This is a genomic window from Staphylococcus sp. T93, assembly GCF_016743875.1.
GTDB lineage: Bacteria > Bacillota > Bacilli > Staphylococcales > Staphylococcaceae > Staphylococcus > Staphylococcus aureus.
Genome location: NZ_CP068247.1, coordinates 945,132 through 963,259, shown reverse-complemented (window position 1 = coordinate 963,259; position 18,128 = coordinate 945,132). Strand labels below are relative to the sequence as shown.

The 18,128-nt window shown below is 32.2% G+C and carries 21 protein-coding genes; 20 read left to right on the top strand and 1 reads right to left on the bottom strand.

Going from position 1 to position 18,128, the window contains the following annotated elements:
- Positions 1 to 13 precede the first annotated feature (13 nt).
- Entirely contained in the window at positions 14 to 982 is a 969-nt protein-coding gene (locus JG553_RS04570) for an asparaginase (RefSeq protein ID WP_000681756.1), read from the bottom strand.
- Between the two features lie 76 nt (positions 983 to 1,058).
- On the opposite strand from JG553_RS04570, the gene cmk reads away from it, so the two are divergent.
- The 20 genes from cmk (at position 1,059) to JG553_RS04470 (ending at position 18,010) form a co-directional block, all read left to right on the top strand.
- On the top strand, positions 1,059 to 1,718 hold the full coding sequence (gene cmk / locus JG553_RS04565) for a (d)CMP kinase (RefSeq protein WP_000644391.1): 660 nt from the start codon (positions 1,059 to 1,061) through the stop codon (positions 1,716 to 1,718).
- A gap of 30 nt (positions 1,719 to 1,748) precedes the next feature.
- Entirely contained in the window at positions 1,749 to 1,865 is a 117-nt protein-coding gene (locus JG553_RS04560; protein WP_001789945.1) for a hypothetical protein, read from the top strand.
- Positions 1,866 to 1,981: 116 nt separating this feature from the next.
- Positions 1,982 to 2,173 (top strand): hypothetical protein, encoded by a 192-nt coding sequence (locus JG553_RS04555; RefSeq protein ID WP_001789944.1) that lies wholly within the window; start codon positions 1,982 to 1,984, stop codon positions 2,171 to 2,173.
- Positions 2,174 to 2,429: 256 nt separating this feature from the next.
- A complete protein-coding gene (gene rpsA, locus JG553_RS04550) occupies positions 2,430 to 3,605 on the top strand; it encodes a 30S ribosomal protein S1 (RefSeq protein ID WP_000133954.1) in 1,176 nt (391 codons plus the stop codon).
- A 221-nt stretch (positions 3,606 to 3,826) separates the two neighbouring features.
- Positions 3,827 to 5,137, top strand: a complete 1,311-nt coding sequence (gene der, locus JG553_RS04545) for a ribosome biogenesis GTPase Der (RefSeq protein WP_000165530.1) — start codon at positions 3,827 to 3,829, stop codon at positions 5,135 to 5,137.
- 16 nt (positions 5,138 to 5,153) lie between these two features.
- Positions 5,154 to 6,152 carry an NAD(P)H-dependent glycerol-3-phosphate dehydrogenase gene (locus JG553_RS04540; protein ID WP_000161738.1) on the top strand — a complete coding sequence of 333 codons (999 nt, stop codon included), beginning with the start codon at positions 5,154 to 5,156 and terminating at the stop codon, positions 6,150 to 6,152.
- A 170-nt stretch (positions 6,153 to 6,322) separates the two neighbouring features.
- Complete coding sequence (locus JG553_RS04535; RefSeq protein ID WP_001043863.1) at positions 6,323 to 6,595, top strand: HU family DNA-binding protein; 273 nt, start codon at positions 6,323 to 6,325, stop codon at positions 6,593 to 6,595.
- A 430-nt stretch (positions 6,596 to 7,025) separates the two neighbouring features.
- The gene (locus JG553_RS04530; protein WP_000450553.1) at positions 7,026 to 7,598 is read left to right on the top strand and encodes a heptaprenyl diphosphate synthase component 1; all 573 of its coding nucleotides are present in this window, start codon (positions 7,026 to 7,028) and stop codon (positions 7,596 to 7,598) included.
- Between the two features lie 2 nt (positions 7,599 to 7,600).
- Positions 7,601 to 8,326, top strand: coding sequence for a demethylmenaquinone methyltransferase (locus JG553_RS04525; RefSeq protein ID WP_000774684.1), 726 nt, complete (start codon positions 7,601 to 7,603; stop codon positions 8,324 to 8,326).
- Between the two features lies 1 nt (position 8,327).
- Positions 8,328 to 9,287 (top strand): polyprenyl synthetase family protein, encoded by a 960-nt coding sequence (locus JG553_RS04520; RefSeq protein WP_001096471.1) that lies wholly within the window; start codon positions 8,328 to 8,330, stop codon positions 9,285 to 9,287.
- Between the two features lie 91 nt (positions 9,288 to 9,378).
- Complete coding sequence (gene ndk / locus JG553_RS04515) at positions 9,379 to 9,828, top strand: nucleoside-diphosphate kinase (RefSeq protein ID WP_000442480.1); 450 nt, start codon at positions 9,379 to 9,381, stop codon at positions 9,826 to 9,828.
- A gap of 208 nt (positions 9,829 to 10,036) precedes the next feature.
- Positions 10,037 to 10,237 carry a hypothetical protein gene (locus tag JG553_RS04510; RefSeq protein ID WP_000789522.1) on the top strand — a complete coding sequence of 67 codons (201 nt, stop codon included), beginning with the start codon at positions 10,037 to 10,039 and terminating at the stop codon, positions 10,235 to 10,237.
- Positions 10,238 to 10,622: 385 nt separating this feature from the next.
- On the top strand, positions 10,623 to 11,789 hold the full coding sequence (gene aroC, locus JG553_RS04505) for a chorismate synthase (RefSeq protein WP_001269929.1): 1,167 nt from the start codon (positions 10,623 to 10,625) through the stop codon (positions 11,787 to 11,789).
- A gap of 25 nt (positions 11,790 to 11,814) precedes the next feature.
- Positions 11,815 to 12,879, top strand: coding sequence for a 3-dehydroquinate synthase (gene aroB, locus JG553_RS04500; RefSeq protein ID WP_000776325.1), 1,065 nt, complete (start codon positions 11,815 to 11,817; stop codon positions 12,877 to 12,879).
- 9 nt (positions 12,880 to 12,888) lie between these two features.
- Positions 12,889 to 14,187 carry a 3-phosphoshikimate 1-carboxyvinyltransferase gene (aroA, locus tag JG553_RS04495; RefSeq protein WP_000245895.1) on the top strand — a complete coding sequence of 433 codons (1,299 nt, stop codon included), beginning with the start codon at positions 12,889 to 12,891 and terminating at the stop codon, positions 14,185 to 14,187.
- Positions 14,188 to 14,193: 6 nt separating this feature from the next.
- Positions 14,194 to 15,438 carry a tetratricopeptide repeat protein gene (locus JG553_RS04490; RefSeq protein ID WP_000389524.1) on the top strand — a complete coding sequence of 415 codons (1,245 nt, stop codon included), beginning with the start codon at positions 14,194 to 14,196 and terminating at the stop codon, positions 15,436 to 15,438.
- Positions 15,439 to 15,451: 13 nt separating this feature from the next.
- Positions 15,452 to 16,027, top strand: a complete 576-nt coding sequence (locus JG553_RS04485) for a YpiB family protein (protein ID WP_000005213.1) — start codon at positions 15,452 to 15,454, stop codon at positions 16,025 to 16,027.
- Positions 16,017 to 16,604, top strand: coding sequence for a DUF1405 domain-containing protein (locus JG553_RS04480; protein WP_000152734.1), 588 nt, complete (start codon positions 16,017 to 16,019; stop codon positions 16,602 to 16,604). Before JG553_RS04485 ends, JG553_RS04480 begins: the two co-directional genes overlap by 11 nt.
- A 71-nt stretch (positions 16,605 to 16,675) precedes the next feature.
- Entirely contained in the window at positions 16,676 to 17,356 is a 681-nt protein-coding gene (locus JG553_RS04475) for a zinc metallopeptidase (protein ID WP_001827022.1), read from the top strand.
- Positions 17,357 to 17,692: 336 nt separating this feature from the next.
- Positions 17,693 to 18,010, top strand: coding sequence for a nucleotide pyrophosphohydrolase (locus JG553_RS04470; RefSeq protein ID WP_000839926.1), 318 nt, complete (start codon positions 17,693 to 17,695; stop codon positions 18,008 to 18,010).
- Positions 18,011 to 18,128 lie beyond the last annotated feature (118 nt).

Below are 18,128 nucleotides of genomic sequence, written 5' to 3'. Positions count from 1 at the left end.
TGTTACGTATTCATTATAATTCAAAATATGATTTGATTTCAGCTTTATCTAAATTGTTGCTTAACGCGACTAATAATTTTAATCTTGCTTTTGGACCATTCAAGCCGTTAGAAAAAATAAAACCTTGTTGTGCGAGTTGGTAACCACCACCATCGTATGCGTAAGTTGGACTCACAATACCATTAAAGGAACGTGAAACTAGCACAATAGGTATATTTAAAGATACTAATTGTTGAATGCCTTCTAATGCGCTTGGAGGTATGTTGCCTTGTCCTAACGCTTCAATAACCATACCATCGATACCTTCTCGACTATAAAAACTAAAAATGTCACCTGGCATACCCATATATGCTTTTACTAATGGTACATTTAGTTTGTCATTGACATTTTCCAATGCTTGTTGGCGATATGGCATATGATGGAATTGCACACGATCCTTTGTCAATACACCTAGCGGACCATGATTTGGACTTTGAAATGTGTTTGTATTAGACGTATGTGTTTTGGTAACATTACGCGCCGTATGAATTTCATCATTAAATACAACCATCACGCCTTTATGACGGGCCTTTTCATCAGAGGCAACGCGAATAGCGGAAATATAATTATATAATCCGTCAGAACCAATTTCATTAGACGAGCGCATTGCGCCAGTAATAACAACAGGTTGCTCGATACCTAATATTAAATCAAGTAAAAAGGCAGTTTCTTCTAACGTATCGGTACCATGCGTGATAACGAAACCATCATAATATTTATTTGTTACTGCTTCTAAAATAATATCCTTTAATTGTTTAACATGTTGGATTGTCATATGAGGTGATGGTACATTAAAAGGATTTAATTCATCTATTTGTGCATATTGATTTATGACATCTTGATGCATTGAAATAGGGTTGATATCATTTGTTACTACTTTATTAGATTGGTCTTGTGACATACTAATGGTGCCACCAGTATGAATAACAAGTAGATGTTTCATATATTTCCTCCTATATTTAATTTACCTAATTATGATAAAATATTATTCATAAAACGACAAGGAAGGGAAATGACGCATGAAAGCCATTAATATTGCATTAGATGGTCCAGCTGCTGCCGGAAAAAGTACAATTGCGAAACGTGTAGCCAGCGAACTATCAATGATTTATGTCGATACAGGAGCAATGTATCGTGCATTAACATACAAATATTTAAAATTAAACAAAACTGAGGACTTTGCAAAACTAGTTGACCAAACAACATTAGATTTAACTTATAAAGCAGATAAAGGTCAATGTGTCATTTTAGATAACGAAGATGTAACAGACTTTTTAAGAAATAATGATGTGACGCAACATGTTTCATACGTTGCATCTAAAGAGCCAGTACGTTCATTCGCCGTTAAAAAACAAAAAGAGTTAGCTGCAGAAAAAGGTATCGTAATGGATGGTCGCGATATCGGAACTGTAGTGCTACCAGATGCAGATTTAAAAGTATATATGATTGCATCAGTTGAAGAGCGAGCAGAAAGAAGATATAAAGATAATCAATTAAGAGGTATCGAATCAAATTTTGAAGATTTAAAACGTGATATTGAAGCTCGTGATCAATATGACATGAACCGTGAAATATCACCATTAAGAAAAGCAGATGATGCAGTGACATTAGATACGACAGGCAAGTCGATTGAAGAAGTTACTGACGAAATTTTAGCGATGGTGAGTCAAATTAAATAATCTAATAAGTCATAACTATCTATTTGTAATGTGCAACGCTTAACGCATATACAAAATGAATGTGCTGATAATGATTTACTCAAATTAAAAGGTGATTTTTATTCAATGATGAATGAAAGTTGCCTTTTTATTTTTGGTAAAAGTTAATGCGTCAGTGAATTGTGTAAGTTTTTCAAAAAGTAAAAAGAAATAATAAAGGTGAATTATTAGAATTCCAAAAATAATTCATTACATTCATAAAGCATTTTACAAATGGTAAGAAAATGAGTGTTACAAATCTAAATATTGCAAAAGAAGCTGATTTAGTCACAAAAAATGTCCTATGTAATAATTCGAGAAAGATGCACTATATACGGTCTTCTTACTATTCAAATGTAAAAGTTGCTTATTTGCGTGGCTTTTTGTTTTATAAAAGTATAAAATTTTACTATAATATATCTTGTAGAGAACAATGAAATGACAGACTTATAAAACAAAATAGTAAGCTATGCTAATTTTTATACAAAAAATATGTATAAACATAGCAAACTGTATTACTTTGATACAAAAATGGTTGTAATAAATATTTATCGATATGACGACTTGAATATGATAAAGTGACATATTTATGTATATGACTATTTCGCAAAATGTAATCGAGGTAGAATTTCTTGACAATTCTGTCAGTTTATAAGATGTTATAAATATGTAGTGTATAAGGAGGCAAACAAGATGACTGAAGAATTCAATGAATCAATGATTAACGATATTAAAGAAGGTGACAAAGTCACTGGCGAGGTACAACAAGTTGAAGACAAGCAAGTTGTTGTTCATATCAACGGTGGTAAATTTAATGGGATTATTCCTATTAGTCAACTATCTACGCATCATATTGATAGCCCAAGTGAAGTTGTAAAAGAGGGCGACGAAGTTGAAGCATATGTCACTAAAGTTGAGTTTGATGAAGAAAATGAAACTGGAGCTTACATCTTATCTAGAAGACAACTTGAAACTGAGAAGTCTTATAGTTATTTACAAGAAAAATTAGATAATAATGAAATCATCGAAGCGAAAGTAACAGAAGTAGTTAAAGGTGGTTTGGTTGTTGATGTAGGACAAAGAGGTTTTGTTCCGGCTTCACTAATTTCAACAGACTTCATTGAGGATTTCTCTGTGTTTGATGGACAAACAATTCGTATTAAAGTTGAAGAATTGGATCCTGAAAATAATAGAGTCATTTTAAGCCGTAAAGCAGTTGAACAAGAAGAAAACGATGCTAAAAAAGATCAATTATTACAATCTTTAAATGAAGGCGATGTTATTGATGGTAAAGTAGCGCGTTTAACTCAATTTGGTGCATTTATAGACATTGGCGGTGTTGATGGTTTAGTGCATGTATCTGAACTTTCTCACGAACATGTTCAAACACCAGAAGAAGTAGTTTCAATTGGTCAAGATGTTAAAGTTAAAATTAAATCTATTGATAGAGATACAGAACGTATTTCATTATCAATCAAAGATACGTTACCAACACCTTTCGAAAATATTAAAGGTCAATTCCACGAAAATGATGTCATTGAAGGTGTCGTAGTAAGATTGGCAAACTTTGGTGCATTTGTTGAAATTGCACCAGGTGTACAAGGACTTGTACATATTTCTGAAATTGCACACAAACACATTGGTACGCCAGGTGAAGTGTTAGAACCTGGTCAACAAGTAAATGTTAAAATATTAGGTATTGATGAAGAGAATGAAAGAGTATCACTATCTATTAAAGCAACATTACCAAACGAAGATGTTGTTGAAAGTGATCCTTCTACGACTAAGGCGTACTTAGAAAACGAAGAAGAAGATAATCCAACAATTGGCGATATGATTGGTGATAAACTTAAAAATCTTAAACTATAATTTAATATTTAATAGTCAACTCCACATGTTTATGATTGCATGTGGAGTATTTTTATGTAACAAAATATACTCGGAATGATAACGTGGACAAATTTAACTAAGTGTTTAAAAAGATAAAGTTTTAAGTGCTGATTTTTATCATTACAGTAATAAACTCATTTTGAATACACAGTCTCATGTGATATTATTAAAAAGATATAAGAAAGAGAGGAAGTTAGCTTATGACTAAACCTATAGTAGCTATTGTAGGTAGGCCTAATGTAGGTAAATCTACAATTTTTAATAGAATAGTTGGAGAACGTGTTTCGATTGTGGAAGACACGCCAGGTGTAACACGAGATCGTATTTATTCTTCAGGTGAATGGTTAACACATGATTTCAATATTATTGATACAGGTGGTATTGAAATTGGTGATGCACCATTCCAAACACAAATTAGAGCGCAGGCAGAAATCGCCATAGATGAAGCGGATGTTATTATTTTTATGGTTAACGTGCGTGAAGGATTGACACAAAGCGATGAAATGGTCGCTCAAATTTTATACAAATCTAAAAAACCGGTCGTATTAGCGGTTAACAAAGTAGATAATATGGAAATGCGTACAGACGTGTATGATTTCTATTCATTAGGATTTGGTGAACCGTATCCGATATCAGGGTCACATGGTTTAGGTCTTGGTGACTTGTTAGATGCAGTTGTTTCTCATTTTGGTGAAGAGGAAGAAGATCCTTATGATGAAGATACAATTCGACTATCCATTATTGGACGACCAAACGTAGGTAAATCAAGTTTAGTAAATGCTATTTTAGGTGAAGATCGCGTTATCGTTTCTAATGTTGCAGGGACAACGAGAGACGCTATTGATACAGAGTATAGTTATGATGGACAAGATTATGTTTTAATCGATACTGCTGGTATGCGTAAAAAAGGAAAAGTATATGAATCAACTGAGAAATATTCAGTATTAAGAGCTTTAAAAGCGATTGAACGTTCAAATGTTGTTTTAGTGGTCATAGATGCAGAACAAGGCATCATTGAACAAGATAAACGTGTTGCAGGATATGCACATGAACAAGGTAAAGCAGTCGTGATTGTCGTAAATAAATGGGATACTGTGGAAAAAGATAGTAAAACGATGAAGAAATTTGAAGATGAAGTACGTAAAGAATTCCAATTTTTAGATTATGCACAAATTGCTTTTGTGTCTGCTAAAGAACGCACAAGATTACGTACATTATTCCCTTACATCAATGAAGCAAGTGAAAACCATAAAAAACGTGTTCAAAGTTCAACTTTAAATGAAGTTGTTACTGATGCAATTTCCATGAACCCTACACCAACAGACAAAGGTAGACGTTTGAATGTCTTTTATGCAACACAAGTTGCTATAGAACCACCGACATTTGTTGTATTTGTTAATGATGTAGAATTAATGCATTTTTCTTATAAACGCTATTTAGAGAATCAAATCCGTGCCGCTTTTGGTTTTGAAGGTACACCAATTCATATTATAGCTCGAAAGAGAAATTAACGATTGGGGGATAACAATGACTAAAATTACCGTTTTTGGTATGGGAAGTTTTGGGACAGCCCTTGCCAATGTTCTTGCAGAAAATGGACATGATGTTTTGATGTGGGGTAAAAATCAAGATGCTGTTGATGAATTAAATACATGTCATACAAATAAAAAGTATTTAAAATACGCGAAATTAGATGTTAACATCATCGCTACTTCAGATATGACCAAAGCAATTCAATTTGCAGATATTTACTTAATGGCTTTACCTACTAAAGCAATGCGAGAAGTTGCTTCTCAAATTAATGATAAGCTGACCTCTAAAAAGACTTTTATACATGTTGCTAAAGGTATTGAAAATGGGACGTTTAAACGTGTGTCAGAAATGATTGAAGATTCTATTTCACCTGAATATAATGCAGGTATTGGCGTGTTGTCAGGGCCAAGTCATGCGGAAGAAGTTGTAGTCAAGCAACCAACTACAGTTGCTGCTTCATCAAAAGATAAAAGTGTAAGTAAATTAACGCAAGATTTATTTATGAATGATTATTTGCGTGTGTACACGAATGATGACTTGATTGGTGTTGAACTTGGTGGTGCATTGAAAAATATCATCGCAGTAGCAAGTGGTATCGTAGCTGGAATTGGCTACGGTGATAATGCAAAAGCTGCATTAATGACTCGTGGCTTAGCGGAAATTAGTAGATTAGGTGAAAAGTTAGGTGCCGATCCTATGACATTTCTAGGTTTAGGTGGTATCGGTGACTTAATCGTTACTTGCACATCAACACATTCTCGGAATTTCACATTAGGATATAAACTTGGACAAGGTGAATCAATGGATCAAGCATTATCTGAAATGAATATGGTTGTTGAAGGTATTTATACAACTAAATCAGTTTATCATTTAGCTAAAGAAAAAAATGTGGATATGCCAATTACAAATGCATTATATAGAGTATTATTTGAAAATATCTCAGTAAAAGAATGCGTAAAAGATTTAATGGAGCGCGATAAAAAATCTGAATAAAATGTGTATTATTACACATATACGGCTAATAATTACGTAAAATGAATAGAAATGGCTTAAATTCAACGTTTTTGCCACATAAATGATTGCGATTTATGTAATGCTTGTGTTAAAGTTTTACCATAATGATATAAACATATCATTATCAAACCTCAGGAGGTGAATGTCTAATGAACAAAACAGATTTAATCAATGCAGTTGCAGAGCAAGCTGATTTAACTAAAAAAGAAGCTGGTTCAGCAGTAGATGCTGTATTCGAATCAATCCAAAACTCACTTGCTAAAGGTGAAAAAGTACAATTAATTGGTTTCGGTAACTTTGAGGTACGTGAACGTGCTGCACGTAAAGGTCGTAACCCTCAAACTGGTAAAGAAATTGATATCCCAGCAAGTAAAGTTCCAGCATTCAAAGCTGGTAAAGCATTAAAAGATGCTGTAAAATAATTTTACTTAAAAAGCCCTGAATAAGGGCTTTTTATTTTGCTTTTAATACTTACAACCTGTACATAAATTGTAATGTTCTTCTAAGTTTTTAATCTTTGGAACATTCATTGTTTAAGCGTTCAAAATATTACATGACATAATAGTTTTGATAAAAATAGCAACTACAAAATATACATATGAATATTGAGATTAATTGTTAGCGTTGAATTTACTTAAAAGGTAACCATGTCTACTATAGTATTTTACGTTATTTAAAAAGATGAATAATGTAAATGAAGTAAAGGTTATTATGAGAATTACAAAAGCTACATAAATTACTGTTAGTTTAAATTGAAATTTAAAAATGATAAGTAATCTTAATGCTTCAAAAGATTTTAATTTCTTACATATAATGTTAATATGAATAGTGATAATATCGTGAGGTGTAGACATGGAAACAACTGTTAGCAAATTGGAAAGACAAATAGAAGAAAGATTAAAGGGCGTATCAGAATATGAATCCATTAATATTAATCATCGGTTAGGTAAGTTACTTGATTTATATGATATTCCAGATGTTGCCAAAGTGGCATGCCTCACAATTGACACATCAATGAGACACCTTGATGACATTACATATAATCATTTGTCTAAACATTCCATTTTGATTGGAGATTTAATTAGTGCACATTTTTATACGCTACTAGCAGAAATCAATGATTTATCATTTCAAAATGAAATTAGTAAAGCAATTGTTGAAATTAATGAATTGAAATCTTCATTACATCATCAAGCTTTAAATGATTATGAAATTTCTCAAGCAATAGTAAAAATTGAAACACTTTTCCCATATATTACGTTATCTCATTTCGGTATCAATATTGATGAGTCGGAAATATATAATTATTTATTTGAAGATATGTCTGATTACTATCCATCATACTTCAAGAAATATAATCAAAGTGAAGTAAAGCATTACTTACACGATATCCAAAAAAGTTATTTAAAAAGTAGAGGTAATTAAGCATGGCTGACAATAAAGCAAATAAAGAGCAAGTACATCGCGTTTTTCAAAATATTTCAAAAAAATATGATAGATTAAATAATATTATTAGTTTTGAGCAGCATAAAGTATGGAGAAAACGCGTCATGAAAGACATGGGTGTTAGAAAAGGGACGAAAGCATTAGATGTTTGTTGTGGTACTGGTGATTGGACAATCGCATTAAGCAAAGCTGTAGGACCAACAGGTGAAGTTACTGGTATTGACTTTAGTGAGAATATGTTAGAAGTAGGAAAAGAAAAAACTGCTTCAATGGAAAATGTTAAACTTGTTCATGGTGATGCAATGGAATTGCCGTTTGAAGACAATTCTTTTGATTATGTAACAATTGGGTTTGGATTAAGAAATGTGCCAGACTATTTAGTCGCGTTAAAAGAAATGAATAGAGTACTTAAACCAGGTGGTATGGTGGTATGTCTTGAAACGAGCCAACCAACTTTGCCAGTCTTTAAACAAATGTATGCACTATACTTTAAATTTGTTATGCCTATTTTTGGAAAATTATTTGCAAAATCAAAAGAAGAATATGAATGGTTACAGCAATCTACGTTTAATTTTCCTGGAAAAGAAGAGTTGAAGCGCATGTTTGAAGAAGCAGGTTTCATAAATGTAAGAGTACGTAGTTTTACAGGGGGCGTTGCTGCAATGCACCTTGGCTATAAAGAAAAAGATAATACCAAAGGTGATTAACGTGGCAAAGTTAAACATGAACAATGAAATTAAGAAAGTGGAACAACGACTTGAAAAGGCAATAAAAAGTAAAGATTCTGTATTAGAACAGGCATCATTACACTTATTGTCTTCTGGTGGTAAAAGAGTACGCCCAGCATTTGTTATTCTGAGTAGCCAATTTGGCAAAGATGAACAAACGTCTGAACAAACGTATCAAGTTGCAGTCGCATTAGAGTTAATTCATATGGCAACACTTGTTCATGATGACGTTATTGATAAAAGCGACAAGCGTCGAGGCAAGTTAACCATATCAAAGAAATGGGATCAGACAACTGCTATTTTAACTGGGAATTTTTTATTGGCATTAGGACTTGAACACTTAATGGCCGTTAAAGATAATCGTGTACATCAATTGATATCTGAATCTATCGTTGATGTTTGTAGAGGGGAACTTTTCCAATTTCAAGACCAATTTAACAGTCAACAGACAATTATTAATTATTTACGACGTATCAATCGCAAAACAGCACTGTTAATTCAAATATCAACTGAAGTTGGTGCAATTACTTCTCAATCTGATAAAGAGACTGTACGAAAATTGAAAATGATTGGTCATTATATAGGTATGAGCTTCCAAATCATTGATGATGTATTAGACTTCACAAGTACCGAAAAGAAATTAGGTAAGCCGGTCGGAAGTGATTTGCTTAATGGTCATATTACGTTACCGATTTTATTAGAAATGCGTAAAAATCCAGACTTCAAATTGAAAATCGAACAGTTACGTCGTGATAGTGAACGCAAAGAATTTGAAGAATGTATCCAAATCATTAGAAAATCTGACAGCATCGATGAGGCTAAGGCAGTAAGTTCGAAGTATTTAAGTAAAGCTTTGAATTTGATTTCTGAGTTACCAGATGGACATCCGAAATCACTACTTTTAAGTTTGACGAAAAAAATGGGTTCAAGAAACACGTAGTATTTATGAAAAGTATTGAAAGCGCTTTACCAACCTGTTAATATATAATAGTAATATACATAAACCTATTAAACACAGGGGGATACATAAAGTGGAACGTACATTTTTAATGATTAAACCAGATGCAGTACAAAGAAATCTAATTGGTGAAGTAATTTCAAGAATTGAAAGAAAAGGACTAAAACTTGTCGGTGGTAAATTAATGCAAGTACCAATGGAACTTGCTGAAACACATTATGGTGAACACCAAGGTAAACCATTTTATAATGATTTAATTTCATTTATTACATCAGCACCAGTGTTCGCAATGGTAGTTGAAGGTGAAGATGCAGTTAATGTATCTAGACATATTATTGGCAGCACCAATCCTTCAGAAGCTTCACCAGGATCAATTAGAGGTGATTTAGGTTTAACTGTTGGTAGAAATATCATTCACGGTTCAGATTCATTAGAGTCTGCTGAACGTGAAATTAATCTATGGTTTAATGAAAATGAAATTACTAGCTATGCTTCACCACGTGATGCATGGTTATATGAATAAAATATAAACTGTAAACCTTTACGATTTATTTATAAAGGTAGAAAGGGTTTTGTTATGTGGTTAGTCATTATGATTATACATAACAAGGCCCGTTTTTTATGTTGTAGTAAATTACTTGAAAAATTTTATAGTTTTTTGGTAACACGTATTAAAAAGAGAGGAATATTCTTTATCAAATGAAACTAAACAGAGAGAAGGGGTTGTTAAAATGAAGAATATTATTTCGATTATTTTGGGGATTTTAATGTTCTTAAAATTAATGGAATTACTATATGGTGCTATATTTTTAGATAAACCACTTAATCCTATAACAAAAATTATTTTTATACTGACTCTCATTTATATTTTTTATGTATTAGTAAAAGAATTGATTATATTTTTGAAGTCAAAGTATAACAAAAGCGCTTAACATATGTATATTTTAATATCATAATTTTTTTAAACGGACTGATTAACTTTATTAATAATTAACAGTTCGTTCTTTTGTATTAAGAAATGTAGTCAGTATATTATTTGCTAAAGTTGCGATACGATTATATTAAAACGGCTAATCATTTTTAATTAATGATTATATGATGCAACTGTTTAGAAATTCATGATACTTTTCTACAGACGAATATATTATAATTAATTTTAGTTCGTTTAATATTAAGATAATTCTGACATTTAAAATGAGATGTCATCCATTTTCTTAATTGAGCTTGAAAACAAACATTTATGAATGCACAATGAATATGATAAGATTAACAACATATTATAATGTTATCGTGGAAGTATGAAAGGAGCGAGTGTGTATGAGATACCTAACATCAGGAGAATCACATGGACCTCAATTAACAGTTATTGTTGAAGGTGTACCTGCAAATATAGAAATTAAGGTTGAGGATATTAATAAAGAAATGTTTAAGCGTCAAGGCGGTTACGGACGTGGACGTCGTATGCAAATTGAGAAAGATACAGTAGAAATAGTATCAGGCGTTAGAAATGGTTATACATTAGGTAGTCCAATTACTATGGTTGTAACCAATGATGACTTTACGCATTGGAGAAAAATTATGGGAGCAGCTCCAATAAGTGAAGAAGAACGTGAAAATATGAAACGTACTATTACAAAACCAAGACCTGGTCATGCAGATTTGGTTGGAGGTATGAAATATAATCATCGTGATTTACGAAATGTGCTAGAGCGATCATCTGCTAGAGAAACAGCAGCTCGAGTTGCAGTCGGTGCCTTATGTAAAGTGTTATTACAACAGTTAGATATCGATATATACAGTCGTGTTGTTGAAATAGGTGGAATTAAAGATAAAGATTTTTATGATTCAGAAACATTTAAAGCAAATCTTGATCGTAATGATGTTCGTGTAATTGATGACAGTATCGCACAAGCAATGCGAGATAAAATTGACGAAGCTAAAAATGAAGGAGATTCAATTGGCGGTGTCGTTCAAGTTGTAGTTGAAAATATGCCTGTTGGTGTAGGTAGTTATGTGCATTATGATCGTAAGTTAGATGGTAAGATTGCACAAGGTGTTGTCAGCATAAATGCTTTTAAAGGTGTAAGCTTTGGTGAAGGATTTAAAGCAGCTGAAAAGCCAGGTAGTGAGATTCAAGATGAAATTCTATATAATAGTGAAATTGGTTATTATCGTGGATCTAATCACTTAGGTGGTTTAGAAGGCGGTATGTCAAATGGAATGCCAATTATCGTTAATGGTGTAATGAAACCAATTCCAACGTTATATAAACCATTAAATTCAGTAGACATTAATACTAAAGAAGACTTTAAAGCAACAATTGAACGTTCTGATAGTTGTGCTGTTCCTGCAGCAAGTATCGTCTGCGAACATGTCGTAGCATTTGAAATAGCAAAAGCATTATTGGAAGAATTCCAATCAAATCATATTGAGCAACTTAAACAACAAATTATTGAGCGCAGACAATTAAATATTGAGTTTTAACAACAAGAACAATTGAGGTGTAATCATGAAATTACAAACAACATACCCTTCAAATAATTATCCAATATATGTTGAACACGGTGCAATTGACCATATTAGCACGTATATTGATCAGTTTGATCAAAGTTTTATATTAATTGACGAGCATGTAAATCAATATTTTGCTGATAAATTTGATGATATTTTATCATATGAAAATGTACATAAAGTTATTATTCCAGCTGGTGAAAAGACGAAAACATTTGAGCAATATCAAGAAACATTAGAGTATATTTTATCCCATCATGTAACTCGTAATACAGCAATTATTGCTGTTGGTGGTGGTGCAACTGGTGATTTTGCTGGGTTTATTGCGGCGACACTTTTACGAGGCGTGCACTTTATACAAGTGCCAACGACTATACTAGCGCATGATTCTAGTGTTGGCGGTAAAGTGGGTATTAACTCAAAGCAAGGTAAAAACCTTATCGGTGCATTTTATCGTCCAACTGCTGTGATTTATGATTTAGTCTTTTTAAAGACGTTACCATTTGAGCAAATATTAAGTGGCTATGCAGAAGTTTATAAGCATGCGTTATTGAATGGTGAATCAGCGACGCAAGATATCGAACAGCACTTTAAAGATAGAGAGATATTACAGTCATTAAATGGTATGGATAAATATATTGCTAAAGGTATTGAAACGAAGCTGGATATTGTTATTGCAGATGAAAAAGAACAAGGTGTACGTAAATTTTTAAATTTAGGTCATACATTTGGTCATGCTGTTGAATACTATCATAAAATACCTCATGGTCATGCAGTGATGGTTGGCATTATCTATCAATTTATAGTTGCGAATGCTTTGTTTGATTCTAAGCATGATATTAATCATTATATTCAATATTTAATACAACTCGGCTATCCTTTAGACATGATAACTGACTTGGATTTTGAAACGTTATACCAATATATGCTAAGTGATAAAAAGAATGATAAGCAAGGTGTACAAATGGTCTTGATTAGACAATTTGGAGATATCGTTGTACAACATGTTGATCAACTAACATTACAACATGCATGTGAACAATTAAAAACATATTTTAAGTAGGTGAATGAAATGGTAAATGAACAAATCATTGATATTTCAGGTCCGTTAAAGGGCGAAATAGAAGTGCCGGGCGATAAGTCAATGACACACCGTGCAATCATGTTGGCGTCGCTAGCTGAAGGTGTATCTACTATATATAAGCCACTACTTGGCGAAGATTGTCGTCGTACGATGGACATTTTCCGACTGTTAGGTGTAGAAATCAAAGAAGATGATGAAAAATTAGTTGTGACTTCCCCAGGATATCAATCTTTTAACACGCCACATCAAGTATTGTATACAGGTAATTCTGGTACGACAACACGATTATTGGCAGGTTTGTTAAGTGGTTTAGGTATTGAAAGTGTTTTGTCTGGCGATGTTTCAATTGGTAAAAGGCCAATGGATCGTGTCTTGAGACCATTGAAACTTATGGATGCGAATATTGAAGGTATTGAAGATAATTATACACCATTAATTATTAAGCCATCTGTCATAAAAGGTATAAATTATCAAATGGAAGTTGCAAGTGCACAAGTAAAAAGTGCCATTTTATTTGCAAGTTTGTTTTCTAAGGAACCGACCATCATTAAAGAATTAGATGTAAGTCGAAATCATACTGAGACGATGTTCAAACATTTTAATATTCCAATTGAAGCAGAAGGGTTATCAATTAATACAACCCCTGAAGCAATTCGATACATTAAACCTGCAGATTTTCATGTTCCTGGCGATATTTCATCTGCAGCGTTCTTTATTGTTGCAGCACTTATCACACCAGGAAGTGATGTAACAATTCATAATGTTGGAATCAATCCAACACGTTCAGGTATTATTGATATTGTTGAAAAAATGGGCGGTAATATCCAACTTTTCAATCAAACAACTGGTGCTGAACCTACTGCTTCTATTCGTATTCAATACACACCAATGCTTCAACCAATAACAATCGAAGGAGAATTAGTTCCAAAAGCAATTGATGAACTGCCTGTAATAGCATTACTTTGTACACAAGCAGTTGGCACGAGTACAATTAAAGATGCCGAGGAATTAAAAGTAAAAGAAACAAATAGAATTGATACAACGGCTGATATGTTAAACTTGTTAGGGTTTGAATTACAACCAACTAATGATGGATTGATTATTCATCCGTCAGAATTTAAAACAAATGCAACAGTTGATAGTTTAACTGATCATCGAATAGGAATGATGCTTGCAGTTGCTTCTCTACTTTCAAGCGAGCCTGTCAAAATCAAACAATTTGATGCTGTAAATGTATCATTTCCAGGATTTTTACCAAAACTAAAGCTTTTAGAAAATGAGGGATAATATAAAATGGAAGATATCTATAAATTAATAGACGATATCAATCTACAAAAACTAGAAAATTTAGACTCTCGTGTTAATGAAGCAATAACTACTGACAACGATGACGCATTATTTATTCTAGGAGAGACACTTTACAATTTTGGATTAATGCCACAAGGTTTGGAAGTATTCCGCGTGTTATATCACAAATATCCAGACGAAAGTGAATTGCTGATTTATTTTATTGAAGGTTTAATGTCTGAAAATCAAACTGACGAAGCGTTAGAATATTTAAGTTATGTTGAACCATCACCTGAAAAGTTGATGTTAGAAGCAGATTTATATCAACAAATTAATATGATGGAAGTTGCTATTGATAAATTACAAGAAGCACTTGAACTAGAGCCAAATGATCCAATAATCCATTTTGCATTGGCTGAAATGTTATATTATGATGGTCAATATTTACGTGCTACCTCTGAATACGAAACCGTTTTAGAAACTGGTGAATATCAAGTTAATGGTGTAAACTTATTCTCTCGTATGGCAGATTGTAGTTTACAAAGTGGTAACTATAGTGATGCGATTCGCTTATACGATGAAATTAATGAAGATGAAATGACTTCAGAAGATTATCTCAAAAAAGCCATTTCTTACGATAAAAATGACATCACTCAAGAAGCAATTAAAATAATGACTACATTACTTTCTAAAGATCCTGATTATATTCAAGGCTACTTGTATTTACAATCATTATATGAAAATGAAAAAAATTATCCAGATGCCATTGAAACGGGTAAAGAAGGATTACGACTAAGTCAATTTTATAAAGAGTTAATGTATACAACTGGATGTTTGGAAATAGAACACGGCGATGCTAATGAAGGTGTATTATTGTTAAAACAAGCATTAGAGGTTGATAATGCTTACCAAGAACCTTTATTGATTTTAAGCGATTTATATCGTAATGAAGAAGATTATGAAGCAATCATTGAATTATTAACATATGTAGATGAAGAAGATTTGGATCCTACATTCATGTGGCATTTAGCGTTCGCCTATGGTCAAGAAGAGCGAGATAAAGAAGCTCAACATTTCTTTGAATTAGCATATCCAACGATGAAAACAAATATTGATTTTATGAGTGATTATTATTTCTATTTAATTGAAATTGGTCAAAAGGAACAAGCAATTACTATTTTAAATCAATTGTTGGAACTAGAGCCAAGTAACGAAAATTGGCATGACGAATTATCAAGATTGCAATCTTAAAATGGGGTATTTGATGTCAGAGACACTCAATCAAATTAAAGAAAGTTTTATTGAATATTTACTTTTTCAATATCGATTTAAGTCGCGTATTGCAGTTTGGGTGCTTAACTATATAAAAGTGAATGAGGCGAAATTGGCAAACATTCATTTTGTAGATACAAAAATTAATCATCATGAAACATTAGAAATTGCAGAAGTGGGAAGTCACGCTTCTGCAATTCAATTTACTAAGCGTAATATAAAGTTAATGAATACAAATGAAATATTTGATTATATCGCTAATCATAACTGTGCTTTTGATATTCAAATTCACTTCGCAAACGTGTCAAAGCGTGAGCAAAGGCTAGATGATTTAATAGTTGCTCAACTAACGGAATCGCCCAGTTATCAAACTTATCTTCATGACTTAAATAGTATGGCTATAGATCGGCATAAACATGCGTTATTAATAGATTACTTGTTACACAATATTGATTTAAGTTTACAGATGAATGAAAAGCAACGTTTTTATCAACTAACGCAAATTTTAAATACACTCAAGCTAGTAAATAAACATAATCAATTTGAGGACTTAGCAGATGACAATTAAAGCATTTTGGCAATATACACTTTATCAACGTTCTTGGTTAATGATGCTACTCATTTGTAATATATTAGGGATGATTTATGGTTATATATGGTATGGTGAACAATTAAGTCATACGCCCTGGCATTTTAAGATTTTTGTTCCAGATAGCCCAACTGCAATATTATACTTAGTTATTTCTATCTCATTGATATTAATTCAAAAACAAAATAGTATTATCGATGCACTGGCATTTGTAACATTATTCAAATATGGGATTTGGGCAGTTATAATGAATATATTATTTATTATTGAACAAGGTGATATTACAGTAAATGGTTTGGTATTAATGTTTTCCCACAGTATAATGGCTGTTCAGGCAATTTACTTCTATCCTAGGTTTAAACGTTCTATGATTGGAATCAGTGTAGCGATGATTTGGGTGTTTTTGAATGATTATATTGACTATTTTCACCTTCAATTTCCATATTATGATTTTATAACTACACATGTGTGGCAAATTGGTGTATTATCATGTTGTCTAAGTGTTTTTGGACTTTTGCTTTATATTGAATTAAACAAATTATTAAAGTGTAAATGATTTGATAAAAACGGCAAATGACAGTAAAATATTTATAAAGGAGAGTGAGTTTATTGTCTTCAATTTTTACTATGATAATTTATTTCGTAATATTAATGGTGCTTCCTTTATGGGCACAACACAAAGTTAAATCTAACTATGAGAAATATTCACAAGTTAGATCAACTAGTGGTAAAACGGGTCGTGAAGTTGCATTAGAAATTTTACATGCAAACGGTATTTATGATGTCGAAGTTGTTAAAGGTGAAGGATTCTTAACAGATCATTACGATCCTAAAAAGAAAGTTGTTTCACTATCTCCTGCAAACTATGACAGACCATCAGTTGCTGGAACTGCAATTGCAGCCCACGAAGTTGGTCATGCCATTCAAGATCACCAAGGATATTGGTTCTTAAGATTCAGAGCAGCATTAGTACCTGTTGCAAACCTAGGGAGTTCATTAAGTTATATGATCATCATGTTAGGTATTATCTTAACAGCGATAGGTAGTGCATTTGGTTCAACTGCTTTATGGATTGGTGCTGGTTTAATGTCATTAGCGGTATTATTCTCAATTGTTACGTTACCAGTTGAGTTTGATGCGAGTTCAAGAGCGATGAAACAAATTACGGCATTGAACATTGTAAATGAAAAAGAATACAAGCATGCGCGTAAAGTATTATCTGCAGCAGCAATGACTTATGTTGCAGCAACTGCAGTCGCTGTAGCAGAGCTTGTACGTATTATTTTGATTGCGCGTTCAAGTGATTAATCTTATAGATTAACAATTAACTTAAATTAGACACTTATTAACTAGCTAATCACATTTTTGTGTGGTTGCTAGTTTTTTTGTGCTTATTTTTCTAATGGTAGATTATTCACTATATTATTTTATTGTAGTGGTACGTATCATAAAGTTATAATCCCAATTTCAATTGATTTAATTTAGTTAGGAATGCATTACATTTATATAAACTGAATTATTAAACTTCTAAAATAAACAACTTGTCATCTAGTTTAGCTAGAGTCAGTAGATTGCACTAAACATGCATGAGACTTCAAATTGATATATACTATATTAGAAATGCAATATAAGGAGAACGTAGAAATGAAATCAATGGTAGAAATGCAACGTGAAGTTGATGAATATATTGGACAATTTAAAACAGGATATTTTTCACCATTAGCTAACTTAGCTAGATTGACTGAAGAAGTGGGCGAACTTGCACGTGAAATAAATCATACCTATGGTGAAAAAAAGAAGAAAGATTCAGAGGAAGCAAATACGATTAAAGCAGAATTAGGTGATAATTTATTTGTGTTGTTATGTTTAGCGAATTCAATGGGAATAGATATGACAGAGAGCTTTAATGAAACAATGGAAAAGTTTAATACAAGAGATAAAAATCGATTCGAAAGAAAGTGAATTTAAAAATATATGCTTTATTTGGATTTGATTAAGATTAAAAACATCCATCAATGAATTGCATCGCATGAAATTATATTATTTTTAAAGTAAGTATAACTAGATGAATGATTATATA